This window comes from Marinobacter sp. AN1 (assembly GCF_026013985.1).
GTDB classification, from domain to species: domain Bacteria; phylum Pseudomonadota; class Gammaproteobacteria; order Pseudomonadales; family Oleiphilaceae; genus Marinobacter; species Marinobacter segnicrescens.
Window position 1 is genome coordinate 1,242,133 of record NZ_CP110342.1, and the last position, 23,401, is coordinate 1,265,533.

The 23,401-nt window shown below is 59.7% G+C and carries 23 protein-coding genes and 1 other RNA gene; 21 read left to right on the top strand and 3 right to left on the bottom strand.

Features of this window, described 5'->3' with window-relative positions; all coding sequences use genetic code 11:
• The first annotated feature begins 13 nt into the window (after positions 1-13).
• The 8 genes from LJ360_RS05595 (at position 14) to LJ360_RS05630 (ending at position 5,896) form a co-directional block, all read left to right on the top strand.
• Entirely contained in the window at positions 14-799 is a 786-nt protein-coding gene (locus tag LJ360_RS05595; RefSeq protein WP_264995536.1) for a TatD family hydrolase, read from the top strand.
• Positions 800-1,013: 214 nt separating this feature from the next.
• Complete coding sequence (gene rplM, locus LJ360_RS05600) at positions 1,014-1,442, top strand: 50S ribosomal protein L13 (protein ID WP_091853411.1); 429 nt, start codon at positions 1,014-1,016, stop codon at positions 1,440-1,442.
• 12 nt (positions 1,443-1,454) lie between these two features.
• Positions 1,455-1,847 (top strand): 30S ribosomal protein S9, encoded by a 393-nt coding sequence (gene rpsI, locus LJ360_RS05605; RefSeq protein WP_091853409.1) that lies wholly within the window; start codon positions 1,455-1,457, stop codon positions 1,845-1,847.
• Between the two features lie 242 nt (positions 1,848-2,089).
• Positions 2,090-2,686 carry a ubiquinol-cytochrome c reductase iron-sulfur subunit gene (petA, locus tag LJ360_RS05610; protein WP_264995537.1) on the top strand — a complete coding sequence of 199 codons (597 nt, stop codon included), beginning with the start codon at positions 2,090-2,092 and terminating at the stop codon, positions 2,684-2,686.
• Positions 2,686-3,918 (top strand): cytochrome b, encoded by a 1,233-nt coding sequence (locus tag LJ360_RS05615; protein WP_264995538.1) that lies wholly within the window; start codon positions 2,686-2,688, stop codon positions 3,916-3,918. Before petA ends, LJ360_RS05615 begins: the two co-directional genes overlap by 1 nt.
• Positions 3,915-4,670, top strand: a complete 756-nt coding sequence (locus LJ360_RS05620) for a cytochrome c1 (RefSeq protein ID WP_264995540.1) — start codon at positions 3,915-3,917, stop codon at positions 4,668-4,670. The genes LJ360_RS05615 and LJ360_RS05620 overlap by 4 nt, the downstream gene beginning before the upstream one ends.
• A 108-nt stretch (positions 4,671-4,778) precedes the next feature.
• Complete coding sequence (locus LJ360_RS05625; protein WP_091853401.1) at positions 4,779-5,408, top strand: glutathione S-transferase N-terminal domain-containing protein; 630 nt, start codon at positions 4,779-4,781, stop codon at positions 5,406-5,408.
• A gap of 71 nt (positions 5,409-5,479) precedes the next feature.
• Positions 5,480-5,896: a ClpXP protease specificity-enhancing factor gene (locus LJ360_RS05630; RefSeq protein ID WP_218144816.1), complete on the top strand. Its 417-nt coding sequence runs from the start codon at positions 5,480-5,482 to the stop codon at positions 5,894-5,896.
• An 85-nt stretch (positions 5,897-5,981) separates the two neighbouring features.
• On the opposite strand, the gene LJ360_RS05635 is transcribed toward LJ360_RS05630, so the two are convergent.
• The 3 genes from LJ360_RS05635 to LJ360_RS05645 are packed head-to-tail and all read right to left on the bottom strand — an operon-like array spanning position 5,982 to position 8,951.
• Positions 5,982-6,572: an SIS domain-containing protein gene (locus tag LJ360_RS05635; RefSeq protein WP_091853397.1), complete on the bottom strand. Its 591-nt coding sequence runs from the start codon at positions 6,570-6,572 to the stop codon at positions 5,982-5,984.
• Positions 6,569-6,976, bottom strand: a complete 408-nt coding sequence (locus LJ360_RS05640; protein WP_264995542.1) for a YraN family protein — start codon at positions 6,974-6,976, stop codon at positions 6,569-6,571. The genes LJ360_RS05635 and LJ360_RS05640 overlap by 4 nt, the downstream gene beginning before the upstream one ends.
• A 1-nt stretch (position 6,977) precedes the next feature.
• The gene (locus tag LJ360_RS05645) at positions 6,978-8,951 is read right to left on the bottom strand and encodes a penicillin-binding protein activator (protein ID WP_264995543.1); all 1,974 of its coding nucleotides are present in this window, start codon (positions 8,949-8,951) and stop codon (positions 6,978-6,980) included.
• Between the two features lie 124 nt (positions 8,952-9,075).
• Between LJ360_RS05645 and rsmI the strand changes: the two genes are divergently transcribed.
• From rsmI to murC, 13 genes are all read left to right on the top strand, one after another.
• Entirely contained in the window at positions 9,076-9,942 is an 867-nt protein-coding gene (gene rsmI / locus LJ360_RS05650; RefSeq protein ID WP_264995545.1) for a 16S rRNA (cytidine(1402)-2'-O)-methyltransferase, read from the top strand.
• Positions 9,943-10,024: 82 nt separating this feature from the next.
• An RNA gene (gene rnpB / locus LJ360_RS05655) (RNase P RNA component class A) lies at positions 10,025-10,374 on the top strand.
• 397 nt (positions 10,375-10,771) lie between these two features.
• The gene (gene mraZ / locus LJ360_RS05660) at positions 10,772-11,224 is read left to right on the top strand and encodes a division/cell wall cluster transcriptional repressor MraZ (RefSeq protein WP_091853391.1); all 453 of its coding nucleotides are present in this window, start codon (positions 10,772-10,774) and stop codon (positions 11,222-11,224) included.
• On the top strand, positions 11,221-12,210 hold the full coding sequence (gene rsmH / locus LJ360_RS05665) for a 16S rRNA (cytosine(1402)-N(4))-methyltransferase RsmH (RefSeq protein WP_091853389.1): 990 nt from the start codon (positions 11,221-11,223) through the stop codon (positions 12,208-12,210). Before mraZ ends, rsmH begins: the two co-directional genes overlap by 4 nt.
• Complete coding sequence (ftsL, locus tag LJ360_RS05670; protein WP_091853388.1) at positions 12,207-12,623, top strand: cell division protein FtsL; 417 nt, start codon at positions 12,207-12,209, stop codon at positions 12,621-12,623. The genes rsmH and ftsL overlap by 4 nt, the downstream gene beginning before the upstream one ends.
• 9 nt (positions 12,624-12,632) lie before the next feature.
• On the top strand, positions 12,633-14,375 hold the full coding sequence (locus LJ360_RS05675) for a peptidoglycan D,D-transpeptidase FtsI family protein (protein ID WP_264995548.1): 1,743 nt from the start codon (positions 12,633-12,635) through the stop codon (positions 14,373-14,375).
• A 4-nt stretch (positions 14,376-14,379) separates the two neighbouring features.
• Positions 14,380-15,864, top strand: a complete 1,485-nt coding sequence (locus LJ360_RS05680) for a UDP-N-acetylmuramoyl-L-alanyl-D-glutamate--2,6-diaminopimelate ligase (protein WP_264995549.1) — start codon at positions 14,380-14,382, stop codon at positions 15,862-15,864.
• On the top strand, positions 15,861-17,246 hold the full coding sequence (locus LJ360_RS05685) for a UDP-N-acetylmuramoyl-tripeptide--D-alanyl-D-alanine ligase (protein ID WP_264995550.1): 1,386 nt from the start codon (positions 15,861-15,863) through the stop codon (positions 17,244-17,246). The genes LJ360_RS05680 and LJ360_RS05685 overlap by 4 nt, the downstream gene beginning before the upstream one ends.
• Complete coding sequence (mraY, locus tag LJ360_RS05690) at positions 17,231-18,316, top strand: phospho-N-acetylmuramoyl-pentapeptide-transferase (RefSeq protein WP_091853381.1); 1,086 nt, start codon at positions 17,231-17,233, stop codon at positions 18,314-18,316. The genes LJ360_RS05685 and mraY overlap by 16 nt, the downstream gene beginning before the upstream one ends.
• Positions 18,317-18,330: 14 nt before the next feature.
• Positions 18,331-19,671 carry a UDP-N-acetylmuramoyl-L-alanine--D-glutamate ligase gene (gene murD, locus LJ360_RS05695; protein ID WP_264995551.1) on the top strand — a complete coding sequence of 447 codons (1,341 nt, stop codon included), beginning with the start codon at positions 18,331-18,333 and terminating at the stop codon, positions 19,669-19,671.
• Positions 19,671-20,867, top strand: a complete 1,197-nt coding sequence (ftsW, locus tag LJ360_RS05700; protein ID WP_091853473.1) for a putative lipid II flippase FtsW — start codon at positions 19,671-19,673, stop codon at positions 20,865-20,867. Before murD ends, ftsW begins: the two co-directional genes overlap by 1 nt.
• Complete coding sequence (murG, locus tag LJ360_RS05705) at positions 20,864-21,943, top strand: undecaprenyldiphospho-muramoylpentapeptide beta-N-acetylglucosaminyltransferase (protein WP_091853377.1); 1,080 nt, start codon at positions 20,864-20,866, stop codon at positions 21,941-21,943. Before ftsW ends, murG begins: the two co-directional genes overlap by 4 nt.
• On the top strand, positions 21,936-23,381 hold the full coding sequence (gene murC, locus LJ360_RS05710; RefSeq protein WP_264995552.1) for a UDP-N-acetylmuramate--L-alanine ligase: 1,446 nt from the start codon (positions 21,936-21,938) through the stop codon (positions 23,379-23,381). The genes murG and murC overlap by 8 nt, the downstream gene beginning before the upstream one ends.
• The last annotated feature ends 20 nt before the right edge of the window (positions 23,382-23,401 follow it).

The window sequence follows — 23,401 nt, forward strand, 5'->3', positions numbered from 1 at the left end:
TTGCGGAGGATTCATGCAGCTGGTTGACGCCCATTGCCATTTCGACTTTCAGGCCTTTGAGTGTCGGAGGGATGAGTTCTGGCAAAGGGCTCGGCAGGCCGGGGTTTCGCGCCTGGTTATTCCAGGGGTGCGGCAGCGGGACTGGTCCCGGGTGCAGGAGCTCGCTTCGGAGTGTAACGACTGGTGGTACTGCCTGGGTATACATCCATGGTTCGTTGGAGAGCACGGCGATAAAGCCCTTGATGACCTGGAATCAGCGTTGCGCAATGCGGATGACCGCTGCGTCGGGCTGGGTGAGTGCGGGCTTGACCGTCTCCACGGTGACCTGGGCGCCCAGATGCCCTGGTTCGAGGCGCAGGTTGAGCTGGCGGACTCGCTAGGCCTGCCGCTCGTCATCCATTCTGTGCGAACCCACGATGAGGTTGCTGCGGTGCTTCGGCGCAGGTCGCCTGACGTACCGGTCCTGGTTCACGGGTTCTCGGGCAGCTACCAGCAGGGAAAGACGCTGGTGGACCTGGGGTGCTTTCTGGGTATTGGGGGTGTCATCACCTATGACCGGGCTCTCAAGACGCGGGATGCCATATCGCGACTGCCCATCGAGGCCTTGGTGCTGGAGACCGATGCGCCGGATATGCCCCCTGCCGGGGTGGCAAAAGGCGAGAACGAGCCGGCAAACCTTCGGCAACTACTGACAGCGCTGGCAGTACTGAAAAAGCAAGAGGAAGAGGTCCTGGCCCGGCAGCTGGCGCGAAACGTGGCGTGCCTGTATGGCTGGCCAGACCTGGAATCGGGTCAGTGAAAGGCTTGGCATGGCTGGTTGGTTAATATATACTCCGCGCCCTGGCTTTTCATGGTGATAATGTCGTCTCAGCCCCGAACGGCATTGTCCCGAGCCGGTAACCGAACTGGTTGGCCGGCCAACAGGTATAAAACCCGGTCTGGTGCTCTTCCCACAGCGCTGGCGTGCGGGTTTTTAAACGTTTTATTTTTTTGTAGCGTTCAAGGCGGATTCAATGAAGACTCTGAGTGCGAAACCAGAAACCGTAACACGTGACTGGTACGTTGTAGACGCAGCCGGCAAGACGCTGGGTCGTCTGTCAACCGAGATCGCCCGTCGTCTGCGGGGCAAGCATAAGCCTGAGTACACCCCTCACGTCGACACTGGCGACTACATCGTAGTCATTAATGCAGGCCAGGTCCGGGTGACCGGCAAAAAGGCCAGTGCCAAGATGTACTACAGCCATACCGGCTTTCCCGGTGGTATCAAGTCCATCAACTTCGAGAAGCTGATTGACAAGGCCCCTGAGCAGATCATCCAGAAGTCTGTGAAGGGTATGTTGCCGAAGGGTCCCCTCGGTCGCGCCATGTTCAAGAAGCTGAAAGTCTATGCCGGTGCTGAGCATCCCCATGCAGCCCAGCAGCCCAAAGAACTCGACATTTAACGGAAGGCGGATATGTCTGTAACACAAAATTACGGTACTGGTCGCCGCAAGAATTCCACGGCTCGCGTCTTTATCCAGCCGGGAAGCGGTAACATCACCATCAACGGGCGCACGATCGAGCAGTTCTTCGGTCGTGAGACCCTGCGTATGATCGTTCGTCAGCCGCTGGTAGTGGCTGAGTCTACCGATCGTTTCGACATCAAGATCACCGTCGCTGGCGGTGGCACCAGTGGTCAGGCGGGCGCAATCCGTCACGGTCTGACCCGTGCGCTGATGGACTACGACGAAACCCTGCGTCCGGCCCTTCGCAAGGCTGGCTACGTCACCCGTGACGCGCGCCAGGTTGAGCGTAAGAAAGTGGGTCTGCGCAAGGCGCGTAAGCGTCCGCAGTACTCCAAGCGTTAATCCGGACTCCGGAGAGCGTACAAAAACCCGGCCATGTGCCGGGTTTTTTATTGTCTTCAAGGTTTTGATTCAGGTCACGCCCGATGGCGGCTTTGTTGCCACTGGGCGGGTTCGCGGCTTGTAAGGAGCCGGTAATTTCATTACCATTTGTGCGCTTATAATTTTGGGTTGTGAAGTCCTTTTCCAATGTGTGCGCGGCCTTCAGGGCTGGTCACAGCATTGCCTGATGGGAGAAAACCATAATGAACAATGGCGACGTTAGCCAGGGCCGACGCCGATTTCTGATCGGCGCGACTTCGGTTGTTGGGGGTATCGGCGTCGTCGGTGCGGCTGTTCCGTTCGTGGCATCCTGGAATCCCAGTGCCAAGGCGGAAGCGGCAGGCGCACCGGTCACCGCCAATGTCAGCAAGCTCGAGCCGGGTCAGCAAATGACCGTAGAATGGCGGGGTAAGCCGGTGTGGGTTGTCCGCCGCACGGATGAAATGATTGAACGTATCCGGGAGATGGACGACCGGGTCAAGGACCCCTTGTCCGAAGATGCTGTACAGCCGGAGTACGTGACCGGTGAACTGCGCTCTCTCAATGAAAACTACGCGGTGCTGATCGGTATCTGTACTCACCTGGGTTGTTCACCCCAGTATCGCCCGGAAGTGGCTCCGGCCGATCTGGGTGAAAACTGGCTTGGCGGTTACTACTGTGCCTGTCACGGCTCACGGTATGACCTGGCCGGTCGGGTATACCCCAACCAGCCGGCTCCGACCAACCTGGAAATACCGCCCCACCGGTTTGACGACGAAAACACCCTGACCGTCGGTCTGGATCCTGAGGGGGCTGCGTAATGAACAAGCTGATTAACTGGGTTGATGAGCGTCTGCCAATCGTTGACGCGTGGAACAAGCACCTGGCGAAGTACTACGCGCCGAAAAACTTCAACGTCTGGTACTTCTTTGGCTCCCTGGCCATGCTGGTCCTGGTGAACCAGCTGGTTACCGGTATCTGGCTCACCATGAGCTATAACCCCTCATCGGAAGGTGCCTTTGCCTCCGTCGAGTACATCATGCGTGATGTGGAGTGGGGTTGGCTCCTGCGTTATCTGCACTCTACCGGGGCCTCGGCCTTCTTCGTCGTGGTTTATCTCCATATGTTCCGGGGGCTGATGTACGGCTCTTACCAGAAGCCCCGTGAGCTCATCTGGATCTTCGGTATGCTGATCTACCTGGTGCTGATGGCTGAAGCCTTCATGGGCTACCTGCTGCCCTGGGGGCAAATGTCCTACTGGGGTGCCCAGGTTATCGTTAACCTGTTTGGCGCCATTCCGGTGATCGGTGATGATCTCTCCCTGTGGATTCGTGGTGACTACCTGATCTCCGGTATTACCCTGAACCGTTTCTTTGCCCTGCACGTGGTGGCCCTGCCTATCGTGCTGCTTGGCCTGGTTGTGCTGCACATCCTGGCACTGCACGAAGTGGGCTCAAACAACCCCGACGGTATCGATATCAAGAAGAACAAGGACGAAAACGGCATCCCGAAAGATGGTATCCCGTTCCATCCGTACTACACCGTGCACGACCTGCTTGGCGTGGCAGTGTTCTTCTTCGTGTTCTTCCTGGTGTTGTTCTTCTTCCCTGAGATGGGCGGTCTGTTCCTCGAGAAGCCGAACTTTGAGCCGGCCAACCCGTTGAAGACGCCAGATCACATTGCGCCGGTATGGTACTTCACGCCTTTCTACGCCATGTTGCGAGCGGTAACGGTAGACCTGTTCGGTCTTGACGCGAAGTTCTGGGGCGTTGTGGTCATGGGTGCTGCCATTGCCATCCTGTTCGTGCTGCCCTGGCTTGATCGCAGTCCGGTTCGTTCAATCCGGTATAAGGGCTGGCTGAGCAAGATTGCCCTGGCAATCTTCGCGGTGAGCTTCGTCATCCTCGGTTACCTGGGTATCGTGCCGGCTACCGAGGGGCGCACCATGGTGGCTCAGATCCTGACCACGTTCTACTTCCTGTATTTCATTCTCATGCCGTTCTACACACGCATGGAAAAAACCAAGCCAGTACCAGAGAGGGTGGCAGGATGAAAAAGCTGATTCTGGGTCTTTTCATGACAGTCCTGCCAGCCCTGTCGCTGGCAGCCGCCCCGGGCGTACCACTGGATACCATGGAGGCGGATCACACCAACAAGGCTTCCCTGCAGCGTGGTGCGGCGACCTTCATGAACTACTGTGCAGGTTGCCACTCTATGGAATACGCTCGCTACAAGCGTGTTTCCGACGATCTGGAGATACCTGCTGAACTGTTCGAGGAAAACCTGATCTTTACTGGCGCCAAGATTGGCGAGCTGATGGAAATCGGCATGGACAAGGATCAGGCGGCAAGCTGGTTTGGTAATGCGCCGCCCGACCTCACCCTGGTGTCCCGGGTTCGTGGTGAAGACTGGTTGTATTCCTACTTCCGGGCTTTCTACAAGGATGATTCTCGCCCGCTCGGTGTGAACAATGCTGTGTTCGATAATGTGGGTATGCCCCATGTTATGGTTGCGCAGCAGGGTCTTTGCGCCGTGCCCCCGAAGATTGGAACCAATCCCAGTGTTGACCCGCTCAGTGGCAACGTGCGCGGCACAGACATCTGTGATGACTGGGCTATCGAGGGCTCCATGGAGCCAGGCGAGTTCAACCAGGCCATGTACGACCTGACCAACTTCCTTTCTTATATGGGTGACCCGGTCAAGGTAGAGCGGGAGCGTCTGGGTATCCTCGTCCTGATCTTCGTCGCAGTGTTCTTCATCTTCGCGTACCTGCTCAATCGCGAGTACTGGAAAGACGTACACTGACGTTTTAGCGTATAATCGACGCTGACAGTATCCAGCGGGCCATATTGGCCCGCTGGTTTTTTGCGTTCAGCAACGTGTATTGGTCTTATTCAATCTTGGAGTCGTTCTATGGGCGTTGTGACCAAGAGGTCATCAATGACGTTTTTCTCGGACCCTTCCAGCCATTACAGCCATCGGGTTCGTATTGTGCTTGCAGAAAAGGGTGTAACCGTTGATGTGGTGGACGTCGATCCCGACAACCCGCCCGAGGAACTGGCGGACCTGAATCCGTACAACGCCCTGCCAACCCTGGTGGATCGTGACCTGGTGCTCTACGAGCCCAATATCATGATGGAATACCTGGATGAGCGTTTCCCTCATCCGCCCCTGCTGCCGGTTTACCCTGTGGCCAGGGCTAACAGCAGGCTGATGATCCATCGCATCCAGAAAGACTGGTGTGGCCTGGTTGACCAGATCCTGGCAGATCCCTCCGCCAAGGGTTCCGATGCCGCTCGCAAGGAATTGCGTGAGAGCTTGCAGGCGACGGCGCCACTGTTTGGTGAGATGCCCTTTTTCCTGTCGGAGGAGTTCACCATCGTGGACTGCTGTATTGCCCCAATTCTCTGGCGCCTACCTGCCATGGGCATAGAGCTGGACCCGAAGCAGGCGAAGCCGATCACCAAGTATATGGAGCGTATCTTCGGTCGTGAAGGCTTCAAGGCGAGCCTCTCTGACCTCGAAGAAGACATCCGCAGTTAACTGATCCGGGGGCGTCGCCGGGCGGCGTCCTCCGGGCCCGGGAGAGCAACGTGTCTGAGCACAAGGTGACAATGACCTCCAGTCGTCCCTATCTGGTAAGGGCTTTCAATGACTGGATCCTGGACAATCACTGCACGCCCCACATTGTAGTGGATGCGAGTGTCCAGGGGGTGCAGGTTCCCGCCGACCATGTGGCCAACGGGCAGATTGTTCTGAATATAAGCCCGTCTGCCGTCAAGGCGCTCATTGTCGGGGATGATGCCCTGGAATTCAGTGCCCGCTTCGGAGGTGTGCCCATGCAGGTCTATATACCCCTGCAGGCTGTGATGGCGATCTACGCTCGCGAAAACGGTGAGGGCATGGTTTTTGGGAGTGAGCCCGGCTCGCCGGATCCCAACGGTGGCCGAAAGCCCGAGGAGTCCGGGCGTGACAACAAGGGTGAAGGTGAGCGCCCCAGTGGTCGCCCGAGCCTCAAGGTGGTCAAGTAGCTTTTCACTATCCTGGATAGCGGGTGACCGGGTTCTCGCCGGTCGCGCGCCTTCCTTGCCCGCTTTTTCCGGCACTTCGCTGGCCTCAACCTCCGAAAAGATTTTCTTCAACGAGGCGACACAGTGCGCCGGTAATCAGCATCATGATCGGCATCGCCGAGACCGGGTCCAGGTCATTCAGGGTGATCTCGAGATCCTGGGGCTGTAATAATGCGCTGATGTCCGTCTTTTCCCTCGCACTAAGCACAATAACATTAATGTCCCGGTCGTGGGCGGCCTGTATGGCCTGGATCAGATTCGCTTTGTGGCCGTCGTCAACATAGACCATCAAGGTGTCACCAGGCTTGCCAAGGGCGGTCACCTGTCGTGCGAAGGTTTCGTTAAACCGGTTGTCGCGGCAGATGGCGGAGTAGGTCGTTGCGTCGGCACCCAGGTTCACTGCGGGTAGTCCGGGGCGGTCCTGGTCGAGGCGGCCGAGCAGGCTGGTGCAGAAATACTGGGCCAGGGTGTTGGCACTGCCGTTTGCGCACGCGAGGATCTTGCCGTCGCTTAGCAAGGTCTGCACCACCATGTCCGCGGCAGCGGGTATCAGGGGGGCGGAAAGACTCCCCGCCATGGCGGTATGCTCCATATGGTTGGCAAACCATTGACTAACACTCTCTTCAGTACTGCTCATGCTTCTGCCTGAATTGCGTTTCTGATCCAGCGGATACGGTACTGGTGGGTGGTGCCTGGCGCAATCGCGACCACATCGATCCTGCAGGGGTGGTCCCACAGGCCGTTTCGATGGAGATAGAAAGATACGGCCCGCAGTAATTTCTGCTGCTTTCGCCATCCGATCGATTCGGCGCCATCCGTGAGCGCGTGACGTTTGCGGAAACGGACCTCAAAGAACACCAGGGTTTCGGCGTCCTGTCCGATAAGGTCGATTTCACCCCCGCGGTTATAGACGTTACGTTCCAGTATCCTGACACCCTTGCTTTGAAGGTAGCGGGCGGCTACCCCTTCCGCCTGGTCACCCAGTTTCTTGCGGTTGACCCTTCCGGTTGCTGGTGTGGTGTCGCCGTCCCTGGCTCGCATGTCAGTTGGTGGTGTCGCTGCTGTCCAGCGTTTCGACAACCTCGCTGGATTGTTCCTGGTTGCCGGTAGCAATAACAGGTACTCCTTCACGGAATACGCCCCACATCTGGGAACGGTGGACCCTGTTGTTACCGTCGAGCCACAGTTCGCCGGTGTGGCCGTCAACCCGGGTGTCAGTAACCTGCTGCATCAGGGGCAGGCGGGTGCTTAGCGTCCAGGCGTCTGCGCCCATGGCAAACAGGCGGCCCAGTGGTCCGTCCAGGTTATCGAATTGCTCATACGCCTGTCGCCGAAACTCGGGTTCCTGGTCCAGGATCCAGGGCAGGTCCGTGAAGAACACGCCATTTATATCCCGGTCCCGCGATGGGTCCGGCCGGCCGCTGTAGATAATCGAAGGCGAGAACACCGGCACGTCTCCGGCATAGTAGAACGCGAACAATGGTTTGAACTGGCGGGCGATGACGGGTTCCGCCACCATCACGATTGCATCTGCATCCTGGCGTCGGCGGGGCTCAAATTCGATATTGACCCCCAGGGTACGCTCCAGCTCTACCGCCCTTTCACGGCTTACATTGATGCCCAGCAGTTCCGCTGACACGCTCCGCAGGTTGTCTTCCTCGGAGTAACGGTCGGTGTCGAGAATAACGCCGCCAAGCTCGTCCATTCGGTGCTTGAGCGCCCGGGCTACCCGGTCGCCCCAATCCCCCCGGGGAATCAGCACCAGGGCGGTCTTCAGGCCTTGGTCCCTGATTTTCTCGGCAATCCCTCGCGCCTCATCCTCGGCGGAGAGGCCGAACTGGAACAGTTGCGGGGGGCGAGGGCCGTCCTGTTCAGGGGCATAGTTCAGTGCCAGAACAGGCACGGGTAGCGAGTCCTGGCTGGCCAGCGCTGCTACGGCATCCTTGGCAAGGGGGCCAACAATCAGGTCCGGCTTGTCGGCAAGCAGTTCCGGCATCAGCTCGTCGATGGAGCGTCCGTTGGTATCGACAATCGTAACGGAAATGTCGTGCGAGGAATTGTCGAATTCAGCCTTGTCTTGCGCAGTGGTGCCATCCTCTCCGGAACCGGTTTCCGGGACCGGGATGCTCCCGCGTTCGGCATCGCTTCCGCGATTTTGCCGGGCGTCCTCATAATAGGCAGCGAGGAAGCCTTCACGAACCATGTTGCCGGCTGCTGAAAGAGGGCCGGACAGGGGCAGCGCCAGGGTGATCCGCTCTGGCCGTTGCTCCAGTACCTGGGCCATGATTGTCAGTTCGGCGGGCAGGGCTTCAGTGCCGGGATGGCCAGTCCAGTTGAACTGCCAATTGCGTACGGCACGCCCCTGTTCTTCAAAGGTCATGCCCGGTTGCCTGAGAGTGGCTGCCAGCTCGTACCAACCCTGGCTCTCGAAGCCAACAGCTGAGGTGGCAGCCTCTTCGAGTTGCTCATCCGAGGTCTGCTTCAGTGCCTGCCATACACGGTCGTTGATCTGCTGGCGGTCCTGTTCCAGCAGTCCTGGCTCGATTCCCATAAGCAGGCGAGCTGTCTCGAGGTGGGCGTTCGCCAGCTCGTAGGTGGCCAGCTGAAGCGTGGCGGCCCGTGCTCGGATCTGTTCGGGGAATGTGCTGTACCTGGATGGCCCCAGATCGGAGGTAAGGTCCTGGGCCCAGCCTCGATCCTCAAGAGCCACTGCGCTGGCCATGCTCAAGAGAACGAACTGGTTGGCCAGACCCTCGGCGGGGCTTTCGAAAGCGTCGGAACGAAGGATCCGGCGGGCGTTATCATGGGAGCCCTGCTCCTGAAAGCTCGCAGCGGCACGCAGCAGGAAGCGCTGGGTTTCTTCGCCGGGTGATAGCTCCTGCGCGGCATTCAGTGCGTCGCCGGCACTCCTGATGGCGTCGTCCTGCAGTTGTATCGGGGTACACCCCGTCGCCAGCAGGGTTGTCAGGGCTGAGGCCAGGGCGAGGCGGCGCAAAGTTGGCAGGTGACAGCTCATATCAGGCAGGGCTCCTTGAGGTACCAGCCAAGGGCCGGCATAGTGTCTCTCTGGTAAAGGGTGTCAGGGCTGCAAGTTTACCAGCTTGGCGGTCTTTTCACAGGCTCACATCGGGGATTTTCCATTGCATACAGACAGCGCTCCGGCCGCCATCGCCGGCACACTCTTTATTGTCGCAACTCCCATCGGCAACCTGGACGACCTGACCCGGCGGGCAGAGCAGGTGTTGTCCTCGGTTGACCTGGTGGCGGCCGAGGATACGCGTCACAGCGGGCGCCTGCTGCAGCACCTGGGAATCAGCAAGGCGATGTGGGCGCTGCATGACCATAACGAGCGGGAGCGCTCGGAGTCACTGCTGGATCGTATTGACGCCGGAGAGTCTGTGGCGTTGATCTCGGATGCTGGCACGCCGCTAATCTCCGATCCTGGCTATGTGTTGGTGCGTACGGCTCGCCGGCGAGGCATTCGTGTGGTGCCGGTACCCGGAGCTTGCGCCATGGTCGCTGCCCTGAGTGCGGCGGGCCTGCCCACTGACCGTTTCCTGTTTGCCGGTTTCTTGCCGGCCAGGTCAGCTGCCCGCGCCAAGGCGCTGGAAACACTCGCCCGGGAGACCGCAACCCTGGTGTTCTATGAGTCCCCGCGCCGAATCAGTGCATTGCTCCAGGACATAAAGAGTACCTTGGGTGAGTGCCGGGAGGTCGTGTTGGCGCGGGAACTGACCAAGGCGTTCGAGACGTTTTACTCTGGATCAGTGGTGGACGTACTGGAGGCGGTAAATGCTGACCCCCATTCTGCCAAGGGTGAATACGTGGTGATGGTAGCAGGGGCTACCGAAAGTGTTACGGACCAGGTGGCGGTGGACGCCGACCGGGTGTTAACCCTGTTGCTCACGGAGTTGCCTGTGAAAAAGGCGGTGAAGCTGGCGGCCGAGTTGACAGGTCGCGCACGCAATGACCTTTACCAGCGGGCCCTTGAGCTGAAGGGCGCCTGATTACGGCTTGCGCTTCGTCAAGGTGTCGGGGCTTGGTCAGAATTACCTTGCGCCGGTCGGGGTGCGCAGGTATGGTCTCGCCTGAGCTCGCCAGACAGTCGCCGCCGGTGTCACCGGGGGAGGAAAGTCCGGGCTCCGCAGGGCAAGGTGCCAGGTAACGCCTGGGCGGCGTGAGCCGACGGAAAGTGCAACAGAAAGTATACCGCCTAAGCGCCTTTGGCGCCGGTAAGGGTGAAACGGTGCGGTAAGAGCGCACCGCGTGGCTGGCAACAGTCCACGGCGATGGTAAACCCCACCTGGAGCAAGACCAAATAGGAATCCAATGGCGTGGCCCGCGCTGGATTCGGGTAGGTTGCTTGAGGCCTGTGGTGACGCAGGCCCTAGATGAATGACTGTCCACGACAGAACCCGGCTTATCGGCGAGCTCACTCCTTTTCTTTCCTTACCTGCTGGCGCATCCGCTGCCAGCGGTCCCATACTGAGAAATGAGTAGTTTTACGACAGGATTTGTTATAGCGAAAAAATCTTAGACTTCGCTCATTTTCTTCGAAACGTTTTGCAGGCTTTTGATTTGCTGGAGTTTCTCTTCGGTATCCTCGGTCAAGCCTTGCGCCCTATCCGCTAACCCCTTGTCATTAAAGAAACTTTTGTAATGTCTGCACCTGTTCCGGCGCTTGCATTGTGTCTGGCGTGTTCCTATAGTGTGCATGAGTGGGAAAAAGTGGAATTTAGTGGTTTTTAGTGGTTTCAGTGTGGTGTTGGGTGGGGGTTGGTGACACGGCACCATGATCAGGAAGAAACACAACAAACAGGGTCTGCGCTTTCAGCGATGAGCAACTTTCTCGGCAGTCACGCAATCAACATGGATGCAAAGGGTCGCCTGGCGATCCCTGCCCGTGTGCGTGAGGAGCTGCAGGAAGAATGCGGCGGCCGAATTGTTCTTACCGCAAACGCCGATGAAGAGCGCTGCCTGCTCCTTTATCCGGAGCCTGTGTTCGAAAACGTCCGTACGCAGGTGCTGGCACTTCCCAATATGAACAAGAAGGCTCGGCGGCTGCAGCGCCTGATTCTTGGGCATGCCACGCAGCTGGAGCTGGATTCTGCCGGTCGTGTGCTGGTACCGCCAACCCTGCGAAGCTACGCCCGGCTGGAAAAGAAACTGATGCTGATCGGTCAGGGCAAGAAACTGGAGTTGTGGAGTGAAGAGCGCTGGTTCGCCTGGCTGGACGAATCCGATGACGATGATGAAATGCCACCGCAAATGGAGGCGCTGTCGCTATGACGCCGGGTGACTCTTCAAGCGTAACTGCCGGCCAGGCCCTGCATCGCTCTGTGTTGCTGGATCAGGCGGTGGCGTTGTTGATGGTCAGGTCAGATGGGCGCTATGTGGATGGCACCTTCGGACGGGGCGGGCACAGCCGCCTCATCCTGCGGCACCTCGAGGGAGAGGGCAGGTTGCTCGGGATCGACAAGGACCCGGAAGCGGTCCGGTTCGGAGAAACTCTGGCGGCCGAGGACGGCCGCTTCGTCGTTTATCACGGGTCTTTTGCTGATATGGCGGACGCAACGGCTGCCCAGGGGTGGGATGCAGGGTCGGTGTCCGGGGTGTTGCTGGATCTGGGCGTTTCTTCCCCGCAGCTGGACGACCCGGAGCGTGGTTTCAGCTTCATGAGCAACGGCCCTTTGGACATGAGAATGGATCCCACCCGTGGCCTGAGTGCGGCCCAGTGGCTGAACACTGCCCGTGAGCAGGAGATTGCTGACGTTATCTGGCGTTATGGCGAGGAGCGCTTCTCCCGTCGTATCGCCCGTTCCGTGGTAAGGCAGCGGGACGAGGAACCACTGGTAACCACCCGGCAATTCGCGGAACTGGTCCGCCAGGCGGTGCCGAAGAAAGAAAAACACAAACACCCGGCGACACGGACTTTCCAGGCTGTACGCATCTTTATCAACAGGGAGCTGGACGACCTGGAAGCCGGTCTCGCTCAGGCTGTGGATTTGCTGGAACCGGGTGGGCGCCTGGTCGTCATCAGTTTTCATTCCCTGGAGGACCGGATCGTCAAGCGCTTCATGAGGGATCTGTCCCGGGGGCCGCAGTTGCCCCGTGGTTTACCGGTTACCGCCCGGGAAGTGGCACCACCGTTTCGGCTGGTGGGCAAGGCACTTAAGGCCAGTGAGCCCGAAATTGAAGAGAACGTCAGGGCCCGCAGTGCTGTTATGCGGGTTCTGGAGCGCCGCGCTGACACAGAGGGAGAGTCAATATCATGAGCGCTGTCACATTGGAAAAGCCGGCAAAAGCGCCGGTTCTGACCCGGGAAGCTGTTCGCGGGAGGGTATCTGATGCCCTCAAGCTGTCTGCCCGCATCTTTCGCACGCTTGCCGAGCCAAAGGTTGTGGTAACGCTGGGCCTGGCCGTTTTCCTGATTGGCTCGGCCATCGGGGTGGCTGTCAGTGCCCACCAGAATCGGGAGCTGTACAACGCCTTGTCGGAGCTTCAGGTGGAGCGGGATGCCTACCAGCGACAGTGGAGCCAACTGTTGCTCGAGCAGAGTGCCCTTAGTGCACACGGTCGTATTGAGCGAAAGGCTGTCGATGAGTTCGATATGGTGGTTCCGGGACGTGAGCACATCGTCCTTGTGCCTTCTGCAACCACGGACCGAATTGCCTCGGTCGCAAAATAAGAGTCAGCCATGTCCGCCAGGCCAGACAAGCCCACATTCATGCAGAAGATCGCCGCCAGCTTGAAGGCCTGGCGGTACGGGTCTGTCGTGGCTGTGTTCCTGCTGGTGGTGGCGACGCTGGGTTGGCGCCTGGTGGACCTGCATGTGATTGACCAGGAATTCCTGCGTAAGCAGGGTGATGTTCGTACCATCCGGGTGGATTCAATCGATGCCCACCGGGGGATGATAACCGACCGTTATGGTGAGCCCCTGGCTGTGAGTACCCCGGTGGAGACGCTCTGGGCCAATCCTGGTGAGGTGGACCCGGAAGACCCTCGCCTGTCCATGGCTGCCAGTTTGCTTGAGATATCCGAAGCGCGGCTGCGGCAGCGGTTGCGGGACTATGCCAGTAGGGAATTTATCTATGTAAGCCGAAAGATTCAGCCGTCGCTGGCGAGGGAAGTGCTGTCGCTGGGAATCCCGGGTCTGTACAGCAGGCTGGAGTACAAGCGTTATTACCCTGCTGGCGAGGTGGCGGCCCATCTTGTCGGATTTACCAATATCGATGAGCAGGGCCAGGAAGGTATCGAATTGTCCTATAACGAGTGGCTCAGCGGGCTGCCGGGGCGTAAGCGGGTACTGAGGGATAACCGTGGTCGCCTGATTCGTGACCTGTCGCTGATCCGGGATGCCCGCCCGGGCAAGGACCTGACCCTGAGCCTGGACCTGCGACTGCAATACCTCGCCTATCGGGAACTGAAAGCCGTGGTCCAGGCCCACAAGGCTCGCGGTGGAACCCTGGTAATGCTGGATGTGTCCACCGGTGAGGTGCTGGCGATGGTGAACCAGCAGTCCTTCAACCCCAATGACCGGACGTCCCTGAGCCCGGGCAGGCTCCGCAACAAGGCCCTGACCGACCTGTTTGAACCGGGTTCGACCATGAAGCCCCTGGCGGTGGCAGCGGCCCTGGAAACCGGCAAGTACCAACCCGATACCCTGATCGACACTGCCCCCGGTTACCGGCGTTTTGGCCGTTTCACCATCCGTGATCATCGTAATTACGGCGAACTGCCAATAACGGAGATCATCTCCCGGTCCAGTAACGTCGGCGTCAGCCTGATAGCCAATGACATCGGCGGCGATGTGATTCGAGATTTCTATTTTCGCCTGGGGCTTGGCCAGCCGACCGGGATCGGCTTCCCGGGTGAGGCAGTAGGTGTACTGCCGATGACAGACAAGTGGCGTCCGGTAGAGGAGGCCACGCTTTCCTATGGGTACGGTATGAGTGTCAACGCACTGCAACTGGCCCAGGCCTATATGGCGGTTGCCAATGGAGGCATTCGTTATCCGGTGACGGTGATGCGACGGGATAGCATCCCTGCCGGTGAGCGCGTGATGTCGGAAAGGGTTGCCGCACAGGTGCGAGACATGTTGCAGGCAACGGTCGAGGTGGGCACCGGCAAACGTGCCAATCCGGCGCTTTATACCGCTGGAGGCAAAACCGGCACAGTGCACCTGGTGGGCGCGCGGGGATATGAGGACAGCCAGTACAAGGCCATTTTTGCCGGAATGGCGCCGATGGATAATCCCCGTATCGCTACGGTTGTAGCCGTGGACGCGCCCCAGGGGGGGGATTATTACGGTGGTGAAGTGGCCGCACCCGTGTTCGCAAGGGTAATGAGTGACGCCTTGCGGCTGTTGAATGTAAGGCCAGAACTGACCGCTGCCGAAGCAGAGGTCCGGACACCCGGCCCGACCGGGGAGCAGGGGTAACTCCATGTGCATGACCTCATTAAGTACCCTGCTGCAAGGTATCGTGGAGGTGCCATCGGTATTTGACGTCACCATCCATGGCTTGCGAACAGACAGTCGCCGGGTCCTCAGGGGCGATGCGTTCGTGGCATTGCCCGGCAGTCAGACGGCAGCAGACCACTATGTCGATGCGGCGATCGATGCCGGTGCCACCGTTATCATGCTCGACGTTGAAACATTGATTCCCTGCTATGAGTACCGGGGTGCGCTTATCGTGCCTGTGCCAGCCCTGCGTGCGCACCTGGGGCAGATTGCTGACCGCTTCTTTGAACACCCGTCCCGCCGCGTCCGTGTTGTGGGGGTGACAGGGACCAACGGCAAGACCTCCGTAACCAGTTTTATATCCCAGCTTCTCGATGCGGCAGGGCTGCCTTGTGGCGTGTTGGGCACCCTGGGTTATGGCATGCCGGGTGAACTGAGGGAGGCCACCCACACAACGCCAGATGTGGTGGAGGTGAACCGAGCACTGTTCGAGATGGCCCGCAAGGGCGCCCGGGCCGTCGCTATGGAAGTGTCCTCCCACGCCCTTGATCAGGGCAGGGTCCAGGGTGTGGCAATGATCGGCGCCGTATTCACCAACCTCACCCGGGACCACCTGGATTACCACGGCACGATGGAGGCCTATGGCCAGGCCAAGGCTTCCCTGTTTACCCGGGAGGGGCTGCATTTCTCGGTGATCAATTTTGATGATCCGTTTGGGCGCCAGCTTTTCGAACAGACCGAAGGCATGTGTGACCGGGTACGTTACAGTCTTCACGAATCCCAGACTGAACTCTGGTTGACCCGGTTTGCCCCGACACCGGATGGCTTTGAAGCTGACGTGGACGGGCAGTGGGGCCTCTTTAACTTGTCGGCTCCCCTGTTGGGCACCTTCAATGCCAGCAATTTGCTGGCGGCGGTGGCCGCCGTATTGAATCTTGGTGTGTCGGTGGAGCAGGTACAGAAGGCCGTGCCATCGCTGACGCCGCCACCGGGACGGCTGGAGAGCTTCAGTGGCCCGTCAGGCGTCCGGGTGATCGTGGACTATGCCCACACGGCCGATGCCCTGGCCAATGCCCTGACAGCCTTGCGACCCCATACCCGCGGCCAGCTAATCTGCGTATTCGGCTGCGGGGGTGACAGGGACAGGGGCAAGCGGCCCGACATGGCCCGGGAAGCCGAGAAAGGTGCGGACTGCATTATCCTTACGGATGACAATCCCCGTACCGAGTCCCCCGAAAGCATCATCAAGGATATGCTGGCAGGGCTTGAAAACAAGGAGGCGGTCAGAGTAATCCACGACCGCGGCGATGCCATTCGCTCGGCGGTGGATATGGCTCGCCCCGGCGATGTGGTCCTGGTTGCAGGCAAGGGGCACGAGACTTGGCAGGAGCGTAATGGCAAGCGCGCGCCGTTCAGTGATGTGGCACACGTTCAGGAGGCGCTGGGCCTTAACGGAGGTGCTGCATGATGCGCGCGTTTGGGCTGCAGGAGCTCGCCCGTGTTGTCGGTGCGGAAGCCCCGACATCAGACGTTATGGTCCAAAGGATCGTAACGGATACCCGTAACCTGCAGCAGGGTGACCTGTTTGTGGCATTACGGGGCGACCGGTTTGATGGTCACGGATTCCTGGGTGCGGCCAGCAAAGCAGGCGCAGTGGCCGCGATAGTGGACAAGGCAGATCCCGGTGTTGCACTGCCCCAACTGGTGGTCGATGACACGGTCCAGGCCCTGGCCGACCTCGCTCGCTTCAATCGCGAGCAGAGTGCAGCGGCCGTCGTGGCCATCACAGGCAGTAGCGGCAAGACCACCCTCAAGGAAATGCTTTCCGCGATTCTGGCCAATGAGGGCGAGACCCTCGCAACATCCGGTAACCTCAATAACCACATTGGTGCACCCCTGACCCTTTTCCGGCTGGCGCCGGAGCACCGCTTTGCCGTTATCGAACTGGGTGCCAGCGGGCTGGGCGAAATTGCGCACACGGTTGCCGCGGCCCGGCCGGACGTGGCGGTCATTACCAATGCTGGCGAAGCCCACCTGGAAGGGTTTGGCAGTTACCAGAATATCGTGCAGGCCAAGGGTGAGATCATCGACGGGGTGCCGGAAGCGGGCTCGGTTGTTCTCAACTTTGACGACCCAGCCTTTACCGTTTGGAAGCAGCGGGCGACAAACCGGAAGGTAATTTCGGTCAGTGCGAAGGGTGGCCAGGCTGATTATCGCTGTGCAGGTTTCGAGGCCTTTGATGGTGGCTACAGGGTAAAGGTGGCGATAAGTGACGGCCGGGAGTGCGAGCTTATGGTCAACCTGCCCGGTGAGCACAATATCGCCAATGCCTTGCTGGCCATGGCCGCTGCCGAAGCACTGGGCGCCAGGGAAGCCGCCGTTCGTAACGGACTGGCGTCGGTCAAATCCGCGGCTGGACGGCTTGAGCGAAAGGTGCTCAGTAACCAGGTGACGGTGATCGACGACAGTTATAACGCCAATCCCAGCTCCATGAAGGCTGCCCTGGACGTGCTGGCCAGTGCCTCCGGTACCCGTGCGGGATTGCTGGGTGCCATGGCCGAGCTGGGTGCTGATTCCGCGAAGCTGCATCAGGAAGTCGGCGCCCACGCCCAGGCCCTCGGAATTGAGAAGTTACTGGTGGTGGGAAACGGGGAGGGCTGCGAGGCCCTTGTTTCTGGCTACGGCAACATGGCTCGACGTTTTGATACCCACGAGCAGGCTGTGGATTGGCTGCTGAAAGACATCACTGGCCCAGTGACCATTCTGGTCAAGGGGTCCCGTAGTTCTGCCATGGACCAGGCAGTCAGGTTGTTACAAGAAAAGGTAGGTAATTCATGCTGCTCTGGCTGACAGAACTACTGGCGCCATATATCACTGAACTGACGGTGTTTCAGTACCTGACCCTGCGGGCAATTCTCGGCATCCTGACTGCGTTGCTGATATCGCTGCTGATCGGTCCCATGATGATCCGCAAGCTGGGCCAGTATCAGATTGGCCAGGCGGTACGGGATGACGGCCCGCAGACCCACCTGAGCAAGGCGGGCACTCCCACGATGGGCGGTGCCCTGATCCTTGTTGCCGTCGCGGTCAGCACGCTCTTGTGGGCAGACCTGGCTAACCGCTATGTGTGGATCACCTTGCTGGTTACCCTTGGCTTCGGTGCCATTGGCTGGGTGGATGACTACCGCAAGGTCGTCGAGCGTAACCCACGGGGCCTGCCGGCACGCTGGAAATATTTCTGGCAATCTGTGATCGGTGCAGTTGCGGCGGTGGGTCTGTTCTACAGCTCTACGCTGCCCCAGGAAACATCGCTTTATCTGCCTTTCTTCAAGAACGTCTCGCTAACCCTGGGGCCGGTTCTGTTTATCCTGCTGACCTATTTCGTCATCGTCGGCAGCAGTAATGCGGTCAACCTTACGGACGGCCTCGATGGCCTGGCCATCATGCCAACGGTCATGGTGGCGGGGGCGCTGGCGGTGTTTGCCTATCTGTCCGGCCACTTCCAGTTTGCCGACTATCTGCTGATTCCTCACCTGCCGGGTAGTGGTGAGCTGATTGTCTTCTGTGGCGCCCTGGTGGGGGCCGGTCTTGGCTTTCTCTGGTTCAACACCTACCCGGCGCAGGTGTTCATGGGCGATGTGGGCGCGCTCGCACTGGGCGCAGCGCTCGGCGTCGTAGCGGTTATTGTCCGTCAGGAAATCGTGCTGTTCATCATGGGTGGGGTGTTCGTGATGGAGACCATCTCGGTCATTCTCCAGGTGGGGTCTTTCCGCCTTACCGGACGCCGGATTTTCAGGATGGCGCCACTGCACCATCACTTTGAACTCAAGGGCTGGCCGGAGCCCCGGGTGATTGTCCGATTCTGGGTGATTACCGTCATTCTGGTATTGATCGGGCTGTCCAGCCTGAAACTGCGTTAGGGAACGAATAAAGCATGGCTGTTATTGCATCGGATCGTCGCACACTGGTGGTGGGCCTGGGTAAGACCGGGCTCTCCTGCGTGCGCTATCTGACCGGCCTCGGGCGTGAGGTGGCGGTAGCCGACAGTCGTGCCCGGCCACCTGGCCTTGAGCAATTACAGCAGCAATGGCCGGAAGTGGAAGTCCGGCTAGGTGACTTCGAGCGGGAGTGGTTTTGCGGCTTTAACGAGCTGGTCGTCAGCCCGGGCATCGCCATCAGTGAGCCTGCGATCGCCGCAGCTGCGGATCGGGGCGCGGTCATTCGCGGAGATGTTGACCTGTTCGCCGAAGCAGCACAGGCGCCGATCATTGCGATTACCGGCTCCAACGGTAAAACCACGGTTACGACCCTGGTGGGTGAGCTTGCCCGGGCATGTGGTGTCAAAGCGGCAGTCGGCGGCAACATCGGGACGCCAGCCCTGGACCTGTTAACTGACAAGCCGGATGTCTACATCCTGGAACTGTCGAGCTTCCAGTTGGAAACGACCCACGAACTGAACGCCGAAGTCGCTACGGTACTCAACGTCACCGATGACCACATGGACCGATACCCTTCTAAAATGGCCTATTACCAGGCCAAGCAACGAATCTTCCGGGGCGCACGCAATGCCGTGGTGAACCTGGATGATGCCCTGAGCACGCCCATGGCTCGGGACACGCTGAACTTCACCTGTTATGGCTTCCATCGAGTTAATCCGGAAACCTTCAGCACCCGGGATGATGACCAGGGCGTGTGGATCACCTGGGGGCTCGATAACCTCCTGAACACCAGGGACCTGAAGCTGGCGGGCCTGCACAATATCAGCAATGTGATGGCCGCCCTGGCTCTGGGCCATGCTGCAGGCTGGCCACTGGACACCATGGTCCGGGCAGTGTGCGAATTTCGCGGCCTGCCACACCGGTGTGAGCCGGTGCGTACCCTGAATGGTGTCGAGTTCATTAATGATTCCAAGGGGACCAATGTGGGCGCCACCGTGGCGGCCCTGGACAGCCTGGCCCCTGGTTGTGAACGCATCGTGCTGATTGCCGGTGGTGACGGCAAGGGTGCAGACTTCAGCCCGCTGGCAAGGCCGGTTGCGGAGCATTGCCGGGCCGCAGTTCTGCTGGGGCGGGATGCGGATCGACTTGCGCAGGCCCTGGCTGGCGATGTGCAGATCGAGAAGGCTGATTCTATGGAACAGGCTGTGGCGTTGGCCGCAAGGATCGCCAGGGGTGGAGACCGGGTGCTTCTGTCCCCCGCCTGCGCCAGTTTCGATATGTTCTCCGGCTATGAAGACCGGGGTGACCGGTTCCGGCAGGCAGTGGGGGACTTATGATGAATTTGTCCGGCGCTGTTCAGTCACACCTGCACCGGGGGCCCCTGTCCCAGCCGTTACCCTGGCTGGTCGTCAGTGCTGCTGCCTTGTTGATGATTGGCGTCGTGATGATCGCTTCAGCATCCATGGATACCGCAGCAGCCAACCTGGGTAACAGTTATTACTACGCGCTTCGGCAGCTTATCTTCGCCGGACTCGGTTGTGCGCTGGCACTGACGGCCGCCAATGTGCCGGTTTCCTGGTGGTATCGCAGTGGCTGGCTGTTGCTGGCTATTGGCATGGCATCGCTCATGCTGGTGCTGACGCCCATGGGCAAGACCGTTAATGGCTCCACCCGCTGGATACCGCTGGGACTGTTCAACGTACAGGTATCGGAAGTGGCCAAGTTGTGCCTGATTGCCTACCTTGCCGGCTATGTGGTGCGGCGCCGGGACGAACTGGTGAACACCTGGTGGGGCTTTATCAAGCCGGTCCTGGTACTGGGCGTTGCATCGGCACTGCTGGTGACCCAGCCGGATTTCGGGGCCACCGTTGTGCTTATGACGGCTGCCCTGGGGATGATCTTCCTCAGTGGTGTTCGGCTTACCCGCTTCATGCCACTGATTGCTGTGTGCGTGGTTCTCGGGGCTGTGCTGATTATTACCCAGCCTTACCGGCTCAAGCGCGTGGTGAGCTACCTGGATCCCTGGCAGGATCAATACAACACGGGCTATCAACTTACCCAGTCATTGATTGCCTTTGGGCGAGGTGAGTGGGCCGGTGTTGGCCTGGGGAACTCCATCCAGAAGCTGTTCTATCTACCGGAAGCCCATACGGACTTCATCTTTGCCATTACCGCCGAGGAGTTCGGCCTGCTTGGGTCGATGATCATCCTTGCGCTGTTCACTGTCCTGGTGCTATCAGGCTTCGTCATTGCCCGCAACGCGGAACGTCAGGGAATGGGCTTTGCGGCCTGCTTTGCCTACGGTCTGACCCTCCTGCTCGGTCTGCAGGCGATGATAAACATGGCTGTGAACACCGGGCTGTTACCAACCAAGGGCCTGACACTGCCGTTGATGAGCTATGGCGGCTCCAGTCTTCTGGTGGTGTGTGTCAGCATCGGGATTCTGGTCCGGATCGAAATGGAGCGGCAGCAGCAACTGGCTGCCGACAACCCGGATCAGGTCGCCCCCAGCCAGGCAAGGGGGGCATCATGATGAAACGGTTCATGGTCATGGCCGGGGGGACCGGCGGGCATGTCTTTCCGGCGCTGGCTACCGCCCGCAAGCTCCAGGAAAAGGGGCACGAAGTGTACTGGCTGGGATCTGCCGGTGGCATGGAGGAACGGTTGATTGGCGATACCGATATTCCCCTGTCTACGGTCAGCGTTTCCGGCCTCCGTGGCAAGGGCCGCCTGGCCCTGTTGCTGGCGCCGTTCCGCCTGGTGCGGGCGCTTTGGCAGGCGTTGCGGGTGGTTAACCGTGTCAAGCCAGACTGCGTCATTGGAATGGGTGGCTTTGTAACAGGTCCGGGTGGCATGGCTGCCTGGCTGACACGTCGACCATTGCTGGTCCATGAGCAGAACGCCATCGCGGGCATGACCAACCGTATCCTGGCCCGGTTTGCCGAGACCGTTATGGAGGCCTTCCCGGGCAGCTTCGGGCCCGGGGTCATTACCCGTTGCACAGGTAATCCCGTGCGTGCGGATGTCGCTGCCTTGCCGGCGCCGGAGCAGCGGATGGCGGACCGCGGCAGTCCCCGGCGCCTGTTGGTGCTCGGTGGCAGCCTGGGCGCCACCGCCATCAACGAGAAAGTGCCGGCTGCGGTGGCCCAGTTGCCGGATGAGTTGCGGCCCGAGATTCGCCATCAGTGTGGCGAGCGAAACCATGAGTCGGCAATGCAGGCCTACGAAACAGCGGGGGTCACTGCCTCCGTTGAGCCATTCATCAAGGACATGGCCGAGGCCTATGGCTGGGCGGACCTGGTGATCTGCAGGGCGGGGGCGCTGACGATTTCCGAGCTTTGCGCCGCCGGTGTCGGTGCGTTGCTGGTGCCGTTCCCCCACGCGGTAGATGACCATCAGACCCGGAACGCGGATTACATGGTCCGGGCCGGTGCGGCGCTGTTGATGCCGCAACACAAACTGACTGAAACCCTGCTGGCGGATACCCTGGCGGACCTGCTGGCGAACCCGCAGCGTCTGGTTGACATGGCGGGTGCAGCCCGTACGCTGGCGCGCCCCGATGCAACGGAGAGAGTCGTGAATTACTGTCTGGAGGCTGCCCATGTCTGAACTGACCAATCCGCCACTGGTATACCAGGTGCCCGAGATGCGCCGTATCCGCCACATTCACTTTGTGGGTATCGGGGGTGCCGGGATGTGCGGCATTGCCGAAGTCCTCAAGAACCAGGGATACCAGGTGTCAGGGTCCGACCTGAAAGAGAGTCCCGTGACTGACCGCCTCAAGGGACTGGGCGTGACCATTCATATTGGTCATCGGGAGAGTAACAGCGACGCGGCCGATGTGGTGGTGGTCTCCTCCGCTGTCAACCCGGATAACCCCGAGGTCGCCTCGGCCCGGGCCAGGCGTGTGCCGATTGTGCCCAGGGCAGAGATGCTGGCGGAGATTATGCGTTACCGCCACGGAATAGCCGTTGCCGGCACCCACGGCAAAACCACTACCACCAGCCTGATTGCATCGATACTTGGCGAGGCCGGGCTCGATCCAACCTTTGTCATTGGTGGCAAGCTCAATAGTGCCGGTACCAACGCCCAGCTTGGTGGTTCCCGGTACCTGGTAGCGGAGGCCGATGAAAGTGATGCTTCCTTCCTTCATCTGACACCGGTCATTTCAGTGGTCACCAATATCGAAGCAGACCACATGGACACCTACGGCGGTGACGTGGCCCAGTTGAAGAAAACCTTTGTGGAATTCCTTCACAACCTGCCTTTCTACGGTGTGGCGGTTATGTGTCTGGACGACCCCTATGTCACGGAAATCCTGCCGCGTATTTCACGGGCGATTATCACCTACGGAATTGAGCGGAACGATGCCGATTACCGGGCCGAAGATATCCAGTCCGACGGTCTGCGTACCCGATTCACAGTCAAGCGGCCCGGTGGCCGTAGTGACCTCCCGGTAGAACTGAGGATGCCCGGGCGTCACAACGTACTGAACGCCTTGGCCGCAATTGCAGTCGCGACCGACGAAGGTGTCGAGGATGCCGCTATTTGCCGGGGGCTGGCCGGGTTTGCGGGCGTCGGTCGCCGCTTCCAGGTCTATGGCGACTATCCCGTTGGCGAGGGTTCCGTGACCCTGGTGGACGATTATGGCCACCACCCCACCGAGGTGGAAGCTGTGATCCGTGCCGCAAGGGATGCCTGGCCAGGGCGCCGGCTGGTGATGCTCTACCAGCCCCATCGTTACTCCCGTACCCGCGATCTATACGAGGATTTTGTACGGGTATTGTCCGAGGTCGACACGCTCCTGCTGATGGACGTATACCCGGCCGGAGAGGCACCAGTGCCGGGTGCAGACGGTCGTGCACTGTGCCGCAGTATTCGGCAGCGCGGCCAGGTTGATCCGGTGTTCGTGGAGGACGCCGACACCCTCGAGGCCCTGCTGGCCAACATTCTGCAGGAGGGGGACCTCCTGATGACCCAGGGCGCCGGTGATATCGGCGGTCTGGCAGCGAAACTTGCAGCAAACGGAGTAATTGGACGTGGCTGAGGCCAGAAACCGGACATATC